At 71.4% G+C, this 14,878-nt stretch carries 15 protein-coding genes; 12 read left to right on the plus strand and 3 right to left on the minus strand.

Annotation, left to right across the window (positions count from 1 at the left end; genetic code table 11):
- Nucleotides 1–3: 3 nt before the first annotated feature.
- Nucleotides 4–1,110 (minus strand): DUF5937 family protein, encoded by a 1,107-nt coding sequence (locus ACZ7L7_RS25970; RefSeq protein WP_285516416.1) that lies wholly within the window; start codon nt 1,108–1,110, stop codon nt 4–6.
- A gap of 162 nt (nt 1,111–1,272) precedes the next feature.
- Here ACZ7L7_RS25970 and ACZ7L7_RS25975 point away from each other — a divergent pair, with 162 nt between their 5' ends.
- A complete protein-coding gene (locus ACZ7L7_RS25975) occupies nt 1,273–1,476 on the plus strand; it encodes a hypothetical protein (protein WP_285516415.1) in 204 nt (67 codons plus the stop codon).
- Here the strand turns inward: ACZ7L7_RS25975 and ACZ7L7_RS25980 are convergent.
- The gene (locus tag ACZ7L7_RS25980) at nt 1,466–2,704 is read right to left on the minus strand and encodes a threonine aldolase family protein (RefSeq protein WP_472077386.1); all 1,239 of its coding nucleotides are present in this window, start codon (nt 2,702–2,704) and stop codon (nt 1,466–1,468) included. The two genes, ACZ7L7_RS25975 and ACZ7L7_RS25980, sit on opposite strands and share 11 nt — an antisense overlap.
- Before the next feature lie 145 nt (nt 2,705–2,849).
- Between ACZ7L7_RS25980 and ACZ7L7_RS25985 the strand changes: the two genes are divergently transcribed.
- From ACZ7L7_RS25985 to ACZ7L7_RS26030, 10 genes are all read left to right on the plus strand, one after another.
- The gene (locus ACZ7L7_RS25985; RefSeq protein ID WP_285516413.1) at nt 2,850–3,770 is read left to right on the plus strand and encodes a Rossmann-like and DUF2520 domain-containing protein; all 921 of its coding nucleotides are present in this window, start codon (nt 2,850–2,852) and stop codon (nt 3,768–3,770) included.
- A complete protein-coding gene (gene panC / locus ACZ7L7_RS25990; RefSeq protein ID WP_285516412.1) occupies nt 3,767–4,777 on the plus strand; it encodes a pantoate--beta-alanine ligase in 1,011 nt (336 codons plus the stop codon). The genes ACZ7L7_RS25985 and panC overlap by 4 nt, the downstream gene beginning before the upstream one ends.
- Complete coding sequence (locus ACZ7L7_RS25995; protein WP_285516411.1) at nt 4,774–6,486, plus strand: L-aspartate oxidase; 1,713 nt, start codon at nt 4,774–4,776, stop codon at nt 6,484–6,486. The genes panC and ACZ7L7_RS25995 overlap by 4 nt, the downstream gene beginning before the upstream one ends.
- 5 nt (nt 6,487–6,491) lie before the next feature.
- Nucleotides 6,492–7,469: a carboxylating nicotinate-nucleotide diphosphorylase gene (gene nadC, locus ACZ7L7_RS26000; protein ID WP_285516410.1), complete on the plus strand. Its 978-nt coding sequence runs from the start codon at nt 6,492–6,494 to the stop codon at nt 7,467–7,469.
- Nucleotides 7,470–7,485: 16 nt separating this feature from the next.
- Nucleotides 7,486–8,283, plus strand: a complete 798-nt coding sequence (locus ACZ7L7_RS26005) for a type III pantothenate kinase (RefSeq protein ID WP_285516409.1) — start codon at nt 7,486–7,488, stop codon at nt 8,281–8,283.
- A gap of 429 nt (nt 8,284–8,712) precedes the next feature.
- Nucleotides 8,713–9,375, plus strand: a complete 663-nt coding sequence (locus ACZ7L7_RS26010) for a hypothetical protein (protein ID WP_285516440.1) — start codon at nt 8,713–8,715, stop codon at nt 9,373–9,375.
- A gap of 30 nt (nt 9,376–9,405) precedes the next feature.
- On the plus strand, nt 9,406–9,585 hold the full coding sequence (locus ACZ7L7_RS26015; RefSeq protein ID WP_261719117.1) for a hypothetical protein: 180 nt from the start codon (nt 9,406–9,408) through the stop codon (nt 9,583–9,585).
- A gap of 129 nt (nt 9,586–9,714) precedes the next feature.
- Nucleotides 9,715–10,152 carry a BlaI/MecI/CopY family transcriptional regulator gene (locus tag ACZ7L7_RS26020; protein WP_093723480.1) on the plus strand — a complete coding sequence of 146 codons (438 nt, stop codon included), beginning with the start codon at nt 9,715–9,717 and terminating at the stop codon, nt 10,150–10,152.
- Between the two features lie 9 nt (nt 10,153–10,161).
- On the plus strand, nt 10,162–10,710 hold the full coding sequence (locus ACZ7L7_RS26025; RefSeq protein WP_093723481.1) for an amino-acid N-acetyltransferase: 549 nt from the start codon (nt 10,162–10,164) through the stop codon (nt 10,708–10,710).
- Nucleotides 10,711–10,926: 216 nt separating this feature from the next.
- Nucleotides 10,927–11,262: a histone-like nucleoid-structuring protein Lsr2 gene (locus ACZ7L7_RS26030; protein WP_285516408.1), complete on the plus strand. Its 336-nt coding sequence runs from the start codon at nt 10,927–10,929 to the stop codon at nt 11,260–11,262.
- Here the strand turns inward: ACZ7L7_RS26030 and ACZ7L7_RS26035 are convergent.
- Nucleotides 11,241–11,879 carry an SCO3374 family protein gene (locus tag ACZ7L7_RS26035; RefSeq protein ID WP_453606328.1) on the minus strand — a complete coding sequence of 213 codons (639 nt, stop codon included), beginning with the start codon at nt 11,877–11,879 and terminating at the stop codon, nt 11,241–11,243. The genes ACZ7L7_RS26030 and ACZ7L7_RS26035 overlap by 22 nt on opposite strands.
- A 430-nt stretch (nt 11,880–12,309) precedes the next feature.
- Here ACZ7L7_RS26035 and ACZ7L7_RS26040 point away from each other — a divergent pair, with 430 nt between their 5' ends.
- The gene (locus tag ACZ7L7_RS26040; protein ID WP_472077390.1) at nt 12,310–14,835 is read left to right on the plus strand and encodes an ATP-dependent Clp protease ATP-binding subunit; all 2,526 of its coding nucleotides are present in this window, start codon (nt 12,310–12,312) and stop codon (nt 14,833–14,835) included.
- Nucleotides 14,836–14,878: the final 43 nt, after the last annotated feature.

Consider the following 14,878-nt stretch of genomic DNA (forward strand, 5'->3'; position numbering starts at 1 on the left):
CCCTCACCGCAGCAGCGCCTCCAGAAAGTCGCTGCCGAGCCGGGCCACCGCCGTCACGTCCAGCTGGTGCAGGACGTACCGCCCGCGCCGCCGGGTGGTGACCAGGCCCGCCTTCTTCAGCGCGCCCAGGTGCCGGGATATCTCGGGCGCGGTCATGCCGTGGATCTGAACCAGCTCGCCCGTGGTGTACGTGCTGCGGGCGAGGTTGCGGCACAGCTGCATGCGCACCGGGTGGGACAGCGCGGTCATGCGCAGGACCAGCTGGTCGACCGAGGGCGGTGCGGCCGGTTCGGCGGAGGTGACCGGGTAGTGCAGGACCGGCTGCCAGCCGTGCCGGTGCAGCACCATCAGATGCGGGCGGCCCAGGCCGGTCGGGATGAGCAGCAGGCTGCGGTCGCGGATGACGGTGTGGCCCTGGCGCAGCTTGTCGATGGTGATCCGGGCGCCGTCCTCGTCGAGCGTGATGGCCGCGGACACCGAGGTGAGGGCCTCGGCCAGCCCTTTGTGGCGCATCAGGTCGGTCCGGTGGCGGGCGTCGGCGGCGAGTTGGTGGCGCAGGCGGTGCCAGACGTCCGCGAAGAACGCCTCGTCGCAGTCCTCCAGGAACCGCCGCAGCCAGGCCCGGATCCGCGGCGGGTCCTCCAGCAGCCGCTTGGTGAAGCGCAGTTGCTGCGGCCCGCGCGCGGCGGCCAGTTCCAGGGCGCGGCGGCGCAGCTCGGCGTCGGCGAGCGCCGACGGGCCCGGGGTGGTGTAGGGCAGCGCGCAGGTGAACTCCAGGGCGGCGTCCACGAACTGTTCGTCCGTCAGCTTGTCGAGCAGGTCCAGGTCCTCGGCGAGACTCGCGCCGGGCAGAGCGGGGCCGCCGGGGACTCCGGCACAGGGCAGGAACAGGTCCGAGAACGTCGTACGCCACAGGAAGTCGGCCTCGCACATACGGTCGGCCAGATGCGGGTCCAGGCCCGCCGTCACGCTCGTCACCCAGCCCTGGAGGCCGGGGTGGTGGGCGGGCTCGGACAGCGCGTGCAGCGCCATGCCGAGCTCGGCGAGGGGAGAGGGCACGACGGCGACCCTCTCCGGCCGCAGCCCCGCGATGTCGATGCTCACGCTCATGCCCTCATGGTGCACCCCGCCACTGACAACGCCGTCCCCGTTTGACGCCCGCCGTCAATCGACGCGACGCGGGCGCCAGGAAGGCGCAGGCTGTAGGGACACGACCGGGGCGCCGCGGAGCCGTCCGGGAGCCCCCGAGCCCGTCCCGAAGAGGCGAACGCCATGAGCATCACCCAGCAGTACCTCCTCGACGCCTACCGGGCCCAGCAGCACGGCGAGCCCGCGCCGCCCGCTCCGGGCACCCACGACGCGCGGGTCGTACGGCAGTGGCGGGACGAGCGCCGGTTCCGTGCCGTCCTCGCCGGGCGCCCGGCCGGTGGCAGGCTCCGTCGTGCCCTCGCCCGCAGGCTGCGCCCTACGCGCTGACCGGCTCCGCCAGCCGCTCGGCGAACTCCGCGACCGCCGTGCGCACGTCGGCGGCGCTCCACTCCAGGCCCGCCGCGCGTACGTCGATCTCCGTGACGGCGAGCCCGGGCCCGGGCGCGGCCCAGGGGCGGGAGAACAGCAGGGTCCCCGTCTCCTCGGCGTGCCGGACGGCGGCCTCGGCGGCGGTGTCGGCGTCGTGCGGCAGCCAGAGCTGGAACTCGTTGGTGTGGGGCACGTCCGGATGGACACGGACCCAGGGCAGGCCCGCCGCGGCGAACCCCTCCCGCAGCGCCTCGGCGACCACGCGCGCGTGGCGGACGTAGTCGGGCAGCCGGGGCAGCTCCCGCTCCAGGCCCACCAGGGCCGACAGCGCGGTCGGGAACTGCTGGAAGACGGTGCCGCCGTACCGGTGCCGCCATGCCTTCAGCTCGTCCACGAGGGTCTGCGGGCCCGCGACCGCGGCGCCGCCGTAGCCGTCGAGGGACTTGTAGAAGGACACGTAGACGCTGTCCGCGAGGTCCGCGATCTCGTCCAGGGGCCGCCCGAAGTGCACGGTGGACTCCCACAGGCGCGCGCCGTCGAAGTGCACCACCGCCTCGCGATCCCGCGCCGCCTCGGTGAGCTCGGTCAGCTCCTCGAAGGACGGCAGGACGAAACCGGCGTCCCGCAGCGGCAGTTCCAGCATCAGCGCGCCGAAGGGCTCGTCGAGGCCGCGTACCTCTTCGGCGGTGGGCAGCCGGGGCTCGCTCGTCACCCTGACCGGACGCAGGCCGCTGACCTGGCTGAGCGCGTTGCGCTCGTGCACTTCGGGGTGGGCCAGCGCGTGCAGGGCGACGGCGGGGTTCTGGGTGCGGCCCGCCCAGCAGCGCAGGGCCACCTGCTGGGCCATGGTGCCGGTCGGGAAGAACGCGGCGGCCTCCTTGCCGAGCAGACCGGCGACCTTGGCCTCCAAGGACTCGACGACGCCGTCGCCGTACATGTCGGCGGGCTCGTCGAGGTCGTACACCTCCGCCGCGTGCTCCAGCAGCGCGAGCCGCTCGCGGAGCGTGCGTTGTGCCACAGCGCGCCCCAGCGTGCGCCGTGCGCCCCTGGACGCGCGGATGCGCCGCTCTCTGAGGCGCTCGCGCCGTTCGGTGTCCGAGAGCCGCTCCGTACCCTGCTGATTCGTCTCCGCCGCATCGCTCACCCCCGGATCATGTCGCGCACCGCCCCCCTCGGGCACCCGCATTTCGGCAAGCGTTTGCCCCGCGCGGGACGGGTCCGGGGAAACCCACAGGCTGTGGACAGCCGAACGCCCCTCGAACCAATCGCGTTAACATGACGAGAAATCGTCCGGTACCCCGAGCGGACTGGAACGGGAAGGCCACCGTCGCGTGAGTACAAGCCAACAGCCAGATCCGAAGGACCGCCCGGCGCGGCTCACCGTCGGCGTCGTCGGCGCCGGTCGCGTGGGACCCGCGCTCGCCGCGTCCCTCCAGCTCGCCGGGCACCGCCCGGTGGCCGTCTCCGGGGTCTCCGACGCCTCCCGGCGCCGCGCCGCGCAGATGCTGCCCGACGTGCCCCTCGTACCGCCCGCCGAGGTCCTGCGCCGCGCCGAACTGGTCCTGCTCACCGTCCCCGACGACGCCCTGCCCGGACTGGTCACCGGACTCGCCGAGACCGGCGCCGTACGGCCCGGCCAGCTCCTGGTGCACACCTCCGGCCGCTACGGCACCAAGGTCCTCGACCCCGCCCTCCGCGCGGGCGCCCTCCCGCTGGCCCTGCACCCGGCGATGACCTTCACCGGCACCGCGGTGGACGTCCAGCGCCTGGCCGGCTGCTCCTTCGGTGTCACCGCCCCCGACGAACTGCGCCTGGCCGCCGAGGCCCTCGTCATCGAGATGGGCGGCGAGCCGGAGTGGATCGCCGAGGAGATGCGGCCGCTCTACCACGCCGCCCTCGCCCTGGGCGCCAACCACCTGGTCACCCTCGTCGCCCAGTCCATGGAGCTGCTGCGCGAGGCCGGCGTCGAAGCCCCCGACCGGATGCTCGGCCCGCTGCTCGGCGCCGCGCTCGACAACGCCCTGCGCTCCGGCGACGCCGCCCTGACCGGCCCCGTCGCGCGCGGGGACGCGGGTACCGTCGCCGCGCACGTCAGCGAGCTGCGCCGGCACGCCCCCGGGACGGTCGCCGGATACCTGGCGATGGCGCGCGCGACCGCCGACCGGGCGCTCGCGCACGGGCTGCTCAAGCCGGAACTCGCCGAAGACCTGCTCGGAGTGCTCGCCGACAGCACCAAGGGAGACGCGGGATGACCACCACCCTGCTGCGCACCGCCGCCGAACTGGCCGCACGCGCGCGTACCGGCCGCCGTGCCGTCGTGATGACCATGGGCGCCCTGCACGAGGGCCACGCCACCCTGGTCCGCAACGCGCGGGAGATCGCCGGCCCCGACGGCGAAGTCGTGGTCACCGTCTTCGTCAACCCGCTGCAGTTCGGCGCGGGCGAGGACCTCGACCGCTACCCGCGCACCCTCGACGCCGACCTCAAGCTCGCCGAGGAGGCCGGTGCGAGCGTCGTGTTCGCGCCCTCCGTCGACGAGGTCTACCCCGGCGGCGAACCCCAGGTCCGCATCAGCGCGGGCCCCATGGGGGAGCGCCTGGAGGGCGCCTCGCGCCCCGGGCACTTCGACGGCGTGCTCACCGTCGTCGCCAAGCTGCTCCACCTCACCCGGCCCGACGTCGCGCTCTTCGGCCAGAAGGACGCCCAGCAGCTCGCCCTGATCCGCCGCATGGTCCGGGACCTGAACTTCGGCATCGAGATCGTCGGCGTGCCCACCGTGCGTGAGGACGACGGCCTGGCCCTGTCCAGCCGCAACCGCTACCTCTCGCCCGCCGAGCGCCGCACCGCGCTCGCGCTGTCCCGCGCGCTGTTCGCGGGCCAGGACCGGCACGCGGCGCAGGAGGCACTGCGCGCGCGGGCGCGCGAGGTGCCCGCCACGCACGCGCGTGCCGAGGCGCTCAGCGCGCTCGGCGAGTCCCGCGCCGCCGCCGACGCGCACGCCGTCGCCAAGGCGACCCCGGCCGCCCCGGGCGGACCCGCCGCCGTCCGCGCCGCCGCCCGCCTGGTCCTGGACGAGGCCGCGCGGCTGAACCCGCCGCTGGAGCTGGACTACCTCGCCCTGGTCGACCCGGACGACTTCACCGAGATCGACGACGGCTTCACCGGTGAGGCCGTCCTCGCCGTCGCCGCCCGGGTCGGCACGACCCGGCTGATCGACAACATCCCTCTCACCTTCGCTGCCCCCGGAGCCGCCTCGTGACCAGCACAGGCATACGACTGCACGCGCCCGCACCCGGATGGTCCATCGACGCGGACGTGGTCGTCGTCGGCTCCGGCGTGGCCGGACTGACCGCGGCCCTGCGCTGCGAGGCCGCCGGCCTGAGGACCGTCGTCGTCACCAAGGCACGCCTCGACGACGGCTCCACGCGCTGGGCGCAGGGCGGTATCGCCGCTGCCCTCGGCGAGGGCGACACCCCCGAGCAGCACCTGGGCGACACCCTGGTCGCGGGCGCCGGGCTGTGCGACGAGGAAGCCGTCCGCATCCTCGTCACCGAGGGCCCGGACGCGGTGCGCCGGCTCATCGAGACGGGCGCCCACTTCGACGAGTCGGAGGAGGGCGGCCTGGAACTCACCCGCGAGGGCGGCCACCACCGGCGCCGCATCGCGCACGCGGGCGGCGACGCGACCGGCGCGGAGATCTCCCGCGCGCTGGTGGAAGCGGTGCGCGCGCGGGGCATGCGCACCATCGAGAACGCGCTCGTCCTGGACCTCCTCACGGACGCCGAGGGCCGCACCGCGGGTGTGACCCTGCACGTGATGGGCGAGGGCCAGCACGACGGCGTGGGCGCCGTGCACGCCCCCGCGGTCGTCCTGGCCACCGGCGGCATGGGCCAGGTCTTCTCCGCGACCACCAACCCGTCCGTCTCCACGGGCGACGGCGTGGCGCTCGCCCTGCGCGCGGGCGCGGAAGTCTCCGACCTGGAGTTCGTGCAGTTCCACCCCACGGTGCTGTTCCTCGGCGCGGACGCCGAGGGCCAGCAGCCGCTGGTCTCCGAGGCGGTGCGCGGCGAGGGCGCCCACCTGGTCGACGCCGACGGCGTGCGCTTCATGGTCGGCCAGCACGAACTGGCCGAGCTCGCACCCCGGGACATCGTCGCCAAGGGCATCATGCGCCGCATGCAGGAGCAGGACGCCGAGCACATGTTCCTCGACGCCCGGCACTTCGGCGCCGACATGTGGGAACACCGCTTCCCCACGATCCTCGCCGCCTGCCGCGCCAACGGCATCGACCCCGTCCACGAGCCCATCCCGATCGCCCCGGCCGCCCACTACGCCTCCGGCGGCGTACGCACCGACTCCCACGGCCGTACGACCGTCCCCGGCCTGTACGCGTGCGGCGAGGTCGCGTGCACCGGCGTGCACGGCGCGAACCGGCTCGCCTCCAACTCCCTGCTGGAGGGCCTGGTCTACGCCGAGCGCATCGCCGCCGACATCGCCGCGAGCCACGCGCGCGAGGGCCTGCACGCGCGCATGCCGCACCCGGTGCCCTACCCGGAGGTGCCCGCGCACCCGCTGCTCGCCCCCGAGGACCGGTTCGCCATCCAGCGGATCATGACCGAGGGCGCGGGCGTCCTGCGCTCCGCCGAGTCCCTCACCCGGGCCGCCGAACAGCTCCAGCGGCTGCACACCGACGCGCGGGAGGCCCTCGACGAGAACGGCAAGACCGCCGAGCCCGGCGTCGACACCTGGGAGGCCACCAACCTCCTGTGCGTGGCCCGCGTCCTGGTCGCCGCCGCGCTGCTGCGCGAGGAGACCCGCGGCTGCCACTGGCGCGAGGACCGTCCCGAGCGCGACGACGACAGCTGGCGCCGCCACATCGTCGTACGGCTGAATCCGGACCGCACACTCGCCGTAGAGCCCACCGATACCGCAGACTTCCCCCCGACCCGGCAGCCCCAGGAGCAGTGACAGACGTGAGCACCCCCGACCTCCCCCTCGCCCAGGACAGCGGCTGCGGCGACGGCTGCGCCTGCGGGGCGGACAGCGACGAGACGTACCTGGAGTGCGGGCTCGACCCCGCGCTCGCCGAGCTGCTGGCCGACGCCGGACTCGACCCCGTGGAGGTCGAGGACATCGCCAATGTCGCCATCCAGGAGGACCTGGCCGGCGGCGTGGACGTGACGACCGTCGCGACCATCCCCGAGGACGCGGTCGCCACCGCCGACTTCACCGCGCGGGAGGCGGGCGTGGTGGCCGGGCTGCGGGTCGCCGAGGCGGTCCTGTCCGTGGTGTGCACCGACGAGTTCGAGGTCGAGCGGCACGTGGAGGACGGCGACCGGGTGGAGGCCGGGCAGAAGCTGCTGTCGGTCACCGCGCGCACCCGCGACCTGCTCACCGGCGAGCGCAGTGCGCTGAACATCCTGTGCCGCCTGTCCGGCATCGCGACCGCCACGCGCGCGTGGGCGGACGTTCTGGAGGGCACGAAGGCACGCGTGCGTGACACCCGGAAGACGACCCCCGGGCTGCGGTCGCTGGAGAAGTACGCGGTGCGCTGCGGCGGGGGCGTGAACCACCGGATGTCGCTGTCGGACGCGGCGCTGGTGAAGGACAACCACGTGGTCGCCGCGGGCGGGGTCGCGCAGGCCTTCGAGGCCGTGCGGGACGCCTTCCCCGAGGTGCCGATCGAGGTCGAGGTGGACACCCTGCACCAGCTGCGCGAGGTGGTCGACGCCGGGGCCGATCTGATCCTGCTGGACAACTTCACGCCCGGGGAGTGCGAGGAGGCCGTCGCGATCGTGCACGGGCGCGCCGCGTTGGAGGCGTCCGGGCGGCTGACCCTGGAGAACGCGAAGGCGTACGCGGACACGGGCGTCGACTATCTGGCCGTGGGGGCGCTCACGCACTCCTCGCCGATCCTCGACATCGGGCTGGATCTGCGAGCGGCGGAGTAGGGAGCGGGATCCGGCCATGCTGCTGACGATCGACGTGGGCAACACCCACACCGTCCTGGGACTGTTCGACGGCGAGGACATCGTCGAGCACTGGCGCATCTCCACGGACGCGCGCCGGACCGCCGACGAACTGGCCGTGCTGCTGCAGGGGCTGATGGGGATGCATCCCCTCCTGGGCATGGAGCTGGGGGACGGGATCGACGGGATCGCGATCTGTGCGACCGTGCCGTCCGTGCTGCACGAGCTGCGGGAAGTGACGCGGCGGTACTACGGGGATGTGCCGGCGGTGCTGGTGGAGCCCGGGGTGAAGACGGGGGTGCCGATCCTCACCGACAACCCCAAGGAGGTCGGGGCGGACCGGATCATCAACGCGGTGGCTGCCGTCGATCTGTACGGCGGGCCGGCGATCGTGGTGGATTTCGGTACGGCGACGACCTTTGACGCGGTGTCCGCGCGCGGGGAGTACGTCGGGGGTGTGATCGCGCCCGGTATCGAGATCTCCGTGGAGGCGCTCGGGGTCAAGGGGGCGCAGCTTCGGAAGATCGAGGTGGCTCGGCCGCGGAGTGTGATCGGCAAGAACACGGTTGAGGCGATGCAGGCCGGGATCGTGTACGGGTTTGCCGGGCAGGTGGACGGTGTGGTGAGCCGGATGGCTCGGGAGCTGGCGGATGATCCGGACGATGTGACGGTGATCGCGACCGGTGGGCTGGCGCCGATGGTGCTCGGGGAGTCGTCGGTGATCGACGAGCATGAGCCGTGGCTCACGTTGATCGGGTTGCGGCTGGTGTACGAGCGGAACATCTCGCGGATGTGAGCGGTACGCGTGCGTGGGGGCGGTTTGCCGCCCCCGCCGCCCCTTCCCGTCCCGTCCTCCAGGGGCTTCGCCCCTTCGACCCCACCAGGGGGCTCCGCCCCCTGGACCCCCATCGGCCCTGAACGGGCCTCGTCCTCAAACGCCGGACGGGCTGGAGGGGGCTGGGCCTCGTAGGCACCTGCGGGTGGGTGGGGGTCGGCCCTGGAGGGGCCTTGTCCTCAGGTGCTGGACAGGCTGGGAGGGGCTGGGCCTCGTAGGCACCGGCGGGTGGGTGGGCGTTGGCCTGGAACGGCCTCGGCCTCGAACCCCGGGCGGGCTGGGAGGGCAACCGGGTGGATCTTGGCGCGTCGTGGGGTGGGGTTATGTCGAGTTTGTCTGATTAGCGCGTACCGTCGGTTCATGCCCACGCCATACGGATCTCGCGGTGGCATGGCGTTCGGCGTCGAGGAGCTGCGTGTGCTCCGACGCGCGCTCGCCCTTGCCCTGAACCCCGACCCCGCCTCGGCCGAGGACGTCCAGGATTGTCTCCGTCTCGCCGAGTCACTGGACGAAGCGATGCGCGAGGGCGCTCGGCTGCGTGCCTTCCTGGTCTCCGATCTCGGACGGTATCGCGCCGCCCTGCCCGGGACGGCCGCCGGTTATCTCGCCCTGCTGGAAGAAGCGCTCGGTACCGGTTATCGGCCGGAGCCGGACGACCTTGCCGGATTGCGTGCCCTGCGGGGCAATCCTGTCGCCGCGGCGCTCCTGGAGCGCTGCCAGGTGATGGCCGAGCAGGACGTACGGGCCCGTCTCGCGCGTCGTACGGGACTGGGGGCCGCCACGGCCACTCCTGTTGTCCCGGCCTGCCGTACCCGCCTTCACGCCCTTCCTGGGGGGCTCTCCGAGGGGCCCGCCCGGGACGGGGAGGGGGAGCCCGAGCAGGAGCCGGCCAAGAAGCCCGCCACTCCGCCCGCCGAGAAGCCGGGCACCGGGCCCGAGCCCGCGGAGCCCGAGCAGCCCCGCCGGCCCATCCCCACGCCCGGTGAGGTCTTTCCGCGGCGCAAGCCCACTCCGCCCCCCGCTCAGCCGCCGCAGCAGTTGGCCGCCGGCTGAGTCCACCGCCCCCCTCGCTACTCTGGAGCCATGGACTACGTCTCCGCGCTGCTGCCCCCCGTCGTCATGGCTGTCTTCTTCGGTGCGGTCATCCGGGTGATCGTGAAGACCCAGGGCGGCGCCAACAAGACCAAGGAGGACGCCGCCGTCGACGCCGCGCTCGCCCGGGCCGAGGGGGCCCAGCAGGGCGCGGGGCGCGTCGACGGCTGAGGCGGCTTCGGCAACGTTCAGAGGCGTCGGCGACGGCGTATCGGCGTACGACTCCCACTTCGAGTCGTACGCCCTTTTTGTGTCTGTTTGCCCGGTAAAGCGCTATTGTGCTGAGCTGTGCCTCGCCCATTGGGAGAACTCGAAGACGCGGTCATGACGCGGGTGTGGAAGTGGAACCGCCCGGTGACCGTTCGAGAAGTCCTCGAAGATCTTCAACAGGAACGGACCATCGCGTACACCACGGTGATGACCGTTTTGGACAATCTCCATCAGAAGGGCTGGGTGCGCCGTGAAGCGGAAGGCCGGGCCTATAGGTATGAGGCGGTCTCCACTCGTGCCGCATACGCCGCCGCCCTGATGAACGACGCATGGGCGCAGAGCGACAACCCCGCCGCCGCCCTCGTCGCCTTCTTCGGCATGATGAGCGAGGAACAGCGACAAGCCCTTCGGGACGCCATCCGCATCGCCCAAGGACCGGAAGAAGCGGGGCAAGCCGATAGCGGCTCGGATACTCCCGCTACTCCCGCGGAGAACCCCGGCTCGGCACCGGAGGGTGACGGGCGATAGCGTCCGGTCATGTCCGCACAGAGCTCACCGGCAGAGAGACCGGAAGCCACCGCAAAAGCCATCACCGTCCGACGGGCCCGCACCAGCGATGTCCCGGCGGTGCGCCGCCTGCTTGACGCCTACGTCCGCGGTCGCATCCTGCTCGACAAAGCCACGGTGACGCTTTACGAGGACATCCAGGAGTTCTGGGTCGCGGAACGGGACGACAACGCCGAGGTCGTCGGATGCGGCGCCCTGCACGTGATGTGGGAAGACCTCGCGGAAGTCCGCACTCTCGCCGTGAAGCCGGGACTCAAGGGCGCGGGCGTCGGTCACCAGTTGCTGGAGAAGTTGCTGCAGACCGCACGATGGCTCGGTGTTCGCCGGGTATTCTGCCTGACCTTCGAAGTGGACTTCTTCGCCAAGCACGGCTTCGTCGAGATCGGTGAGACGCCGGTCGACACCGATGTGTACGCCGAGCTGTTGCGTTCCTATGACGAGGGTGTCGCGGAGTTCCTCGGTCTCGAACGAGTGAAACCGAACACCCTGGGCAACAGCCGGATGCTTCTGCATCTGTGATCGCCGGTAAGCCGAAGCCGCGGTAGCGGTCGCCTATGTCCGAAACTTCATGTTTCCGGGTGGGGAGGAGGCCGAGAGTCTCTCCCAGGGGTTTGTGTTTTTCCGGCAAAAGCGGTTTGCTTTCCGACGTACTGCAGTACTGCATATAACAGGGGGCGGCGAAACGGCGGGACGCCGCAGACCCCGGCCCGCAAGTTATCGATGAAAGGAAATCCGGTGGCACAGAAGGTTCAGGTCCTTCTTGTCGACGACCTCGACGGCGGCGAGGCGGACGAGACCGTGACGTTCGCGTTGGACGGCAAGACGTACGAGATCGATCTCACGACCGCCAATGCGGACAAGCTCCGCAGCCTTCTTGAGCCTTACGTGAAGGGTGGTCGTCGTACCGGAGGCCGTGCTTCGGGTGGGCGTGGAAAGGCGCGCGTCACTTCCGGCGGCAGCCAGGACACCGCCCAGATCCGTGCCTGGGCGAAGGAGAACGGTTACGAGGTCAATGACCGCGGCCGTGTTCCCGCGTCCATTCGCGAGGCTTACGAGAAGGCCAACGGCTGACGGCGCACGCGGCGCAGCCGCAGTCGGTGGCAGTGCGTCGCCACCGTGTCCAGGAGCCGTACGAGATCGGGGGCGCCCCCACCGCCCCCCAAGGCCGACAGCGTCGGCAGCGAGGCCTCGACCTCGCACCCCGGCTCGGGGGGTCGCAGCCATACGGCGACCCCCTGCGGCGTGCCCGGGCGGCCACCGGCCGACTCCCGGGAGCCGGGTCCGGGTCCGACCGTCGCGCCGGAGCCGGGGAGCGCGGGCGCCCTCATGACGCCCCCCTCGCCCGTCACCGTGAGGTCCAGCGGCAGCGAGCCCCACTGCAGCCAGCTCAGCACCCCCGGCAGCTCCTCCGCGCTGCCCGCGGCCACCAGCAGGCGCATCCGGTCGCCCTTGACGGCCACCGGGGAGCCCGGCGCCAGATGGCGCAGCGCCGCCCGGCCCGCCTCGGCCGGCACGTCCAGGACGTCGAAGCGCAGGCCCAGCCGGAGTCCCGGAGGATTCCCGGGCACCGTCGGCCACCCCAGTTCGTTCTCGTACCACCGGCGGACCTGATCGCTCGCTTCGAGCGGCCGGCGAGGGGGCGGGACCGCCGTGACCTGAGGGGTGCCCGGAGGGAGGCTGCCAACCATGCCAAGTGCAACCGCCGGAAAGCCTCGCGAGTTACGCTGGGTGTCCTCATGGGTGCGCAGAGTGTCGATCGAGGGGGCGTACGGGGGTGCGGGGAAGCGTGAGGTTGTTCGCCCGTAGCGGAGGGAACCGGTGCGCGCGGCATGGACTGTCAGTGACGGCGGGTAAGACATCCCTAGTGGGAGGGGGCGACACGCAGTACAGGACGTCTCACGTTCGCCATCGGCGTACTGGCGAAGCGGGTAACTGCCTGGCCTGCGGGAACATCGTCTCGCACCATCAGGTTGGAGCAGATGTCGGCGTTCGGGGTCAGGAGGCCATCGACGGTGTCGGCAGTTGGAATGAGCGGTCCCCGCTTGCGGGACTAAGCTGCGGAAGGACAGGGAGGGGAAGTTCCCCCCACTGCCTGACCGCTCTGAGGAGCGATTAACGATGTTCGAGAGGTTCACCGACCGCGCGCGGCGGGTTGTCGTCCTGGCTCAGGAAGAAGCCCGGATGCTCAACCACAACTACATCGGCACCGAGCACATCCTCCTGGGCCTGATCCACGAGGGTGAGGGTGTCGCCGCCAAGGCCCTTGAGAGCCTCGGGATTTCGCTCGAGGCGGTCCGCCAGCAGGTGGAGGAGATCATCGGCCAGGGCCAGCAGGCGCCCTCGGGCCACATTCCCTTCACCCCCCGTGCCAAGAAGGTCCTGGAGCTGTCGCTCCGCGAGGCCCTTCAGCTGGGCCACAACTACATCGGCACGGAGCACATCCTGCTCGGCCTGATCCGTGAGGGCGAGGGCGTCGCCGCCCAGGTCCTGGTCAAGCTGGGCGCTGATCTCAACCGTGTGCGGCAGCAGGTGATCCAGCTGCTCTCCGGTTACCAGGGCAAGGAGACCGCCACCGCCGGCGGTCCTGCCGAGGGCACCCCCTCCACGTCCCTGGTCCTCGACCAGTTCGGCCGGAACCTCACCCAGGCCGCTCGTGAGTCCAAGCTCGACCCGGTCATCGGGCGCGAGAAGGAGATCGAGCGGGTCATGCAGGTGCTGTCCCGCCGTACCAAGAACAACCCGGTGCTGATCGGTGAGCCCGGCGTCGGCAAGACCGCCGTCGTCGAAGGCCTCGCCCAGGCCATCGTCAAGGGCGAGGTGCCCGAGACCCTCAAGGACAAGCACCTCTACACCCTCGACCTCGGCGCGCTGGTCGCCGGCTCCCGCTACCGCGGTGACTTCGAGGAGCGCCTGAAGAAGGTGCTCAAGGAGATCCGCACCCGCGGCGACATCATCCTGTTCATCGACGAGCTCCACACCCTGGTGGGTGCGGGCGCCGCCGAGGGCGCGATCGACGCCGCCAGCATCCTCAAGCCGATGCTGGCCCGCGGTGAGCTGCAGACCATCGGTGCCACCACGCTGGACGAGTACCGCAAGCACCTGGAGAAGGACGCGGCCCTTGAGCGCCGCTTCCAGCCCATCCAGGTCGCCGAGCCGTCCCTGCCGCACACCATCGAGATCCTCAAGGGTCTGCGCGACCGGTACGAGGCCCACCACCGGGTCTCCATCACCGACGAGGCGCTGGTCCAGGCCGCCACCCTGGCCGACCGGTACATCTCCGACCGCTTCCTGCCGGACAAGGCGATCGACCTGATCGACGAGGCCGGTTCCCGGATGCGGATCCGCCGGATGACCGCGCCGCCGGACCTGCGCGAGTTCGACGAGAAGATCGCCTCCGTCCGCCGGGACAAGGAGTCCGCGATCGACTCGCAGGACTTCGAGAAGGCCGCCTCCCTGCGCGACAAGGAGAAGCAACTCCTGGCCGCCAAGGCCAAGCGGGAGAAGGAGTGGAAGGCCGGCGACATGGACGTCGTCGCCGAGGTCGACGGCGAGCTGATCGCCGAGGTCCTCGCGACCGCCACCGGCATCCCGGTCTTCAAGCTGACCGAGGAGGAGTCCTCGCGTCTGCTGCGCATGGAGGACGAGCTCCACAAGCGGGTCATCGGCCAGGTCGACGCCGTCAAGGCGCTGTCGAAGGCGATCCGCCGTACGCGTGCCGGTCTGAAGGACCCGAAGCGCCCCGGTGGTTCGTTCATCTTCGCCGGTCCGTCCGGTGTCGGTAAGACCGAGCTGTCCAAGGCGCTCGCCGAGTTCCTCTTCGGTGACGAGGACGCGCTGATCTCCCTCGACATGTCGGAGTTCAGCGAGAAGCACACGGTCTCGCGTCTCTTCGGTTCGCCCCCCGGTTACGTGGGCTACGAGGAGGGCGGCCAGCTGACGGAGAAGGTCCGCCGCAAGCCGTTCTCGGTCGTCCTCTTCGACGAGGTCGAGAAGGCCCACCCGGACATCTTCAACTCGCTGCTGCAGATCCTGGAGGACGGTCGTCTGACCGACTCCCAGGGCCGGGTCGTGGACTTCAAGAACACGGTCATCATCATGACGACCAACCTCGGCACCCGGGACATCTCCAAGGGCTTCAACCTGGGCTTCGCCGCCGCGGGTGACACGAAGACCAACTACGAGCGCATGAAGAACAAGGTCTCGGACGAGCTCAAGCAGCACTTCCGGCCCGAGTTCCTCAACCGCGTCGACGACGTGGTCGTCTTCCCGCAGCTGACGCAGGAGGACATCCTCGCGATCGTCGACCTCATGATCGGCAAGGTCGACGAGCGCCTGAAGGACCGGGACATGGGCATCGAGCTCTCCCAGTCCGCCAAGGAACTGCTGTCCAAGAAGGGCTACGACCCGGTGCTGGGTGCGCGTCCGCTGCGCCGCACCATCCAGCGCGAGATCGAGGACACGCTCTCGGAGAAGATCCTCTTCGGCGAGCTGCGCCCCGGTCACATCGTGGTCGTGGACACCGAGGGCGAGGGCGACGCCCAGACCTTCACCTTCCGCGGTGAGGAGAAGTCGGCGCTGCCCGACGTCCCGCCGATCGAGCAGGCGGCCGGCGGTGCCGGGCCGAACCTGAGCAAGGAGGCGTAAGCCTCGGCGCTCCTCGGAGCGAGCGAGAGGGCCGGTGCCGTTG

Source organism: Streptomyces sp. NPDC110618, assembly GCF_055657065.1.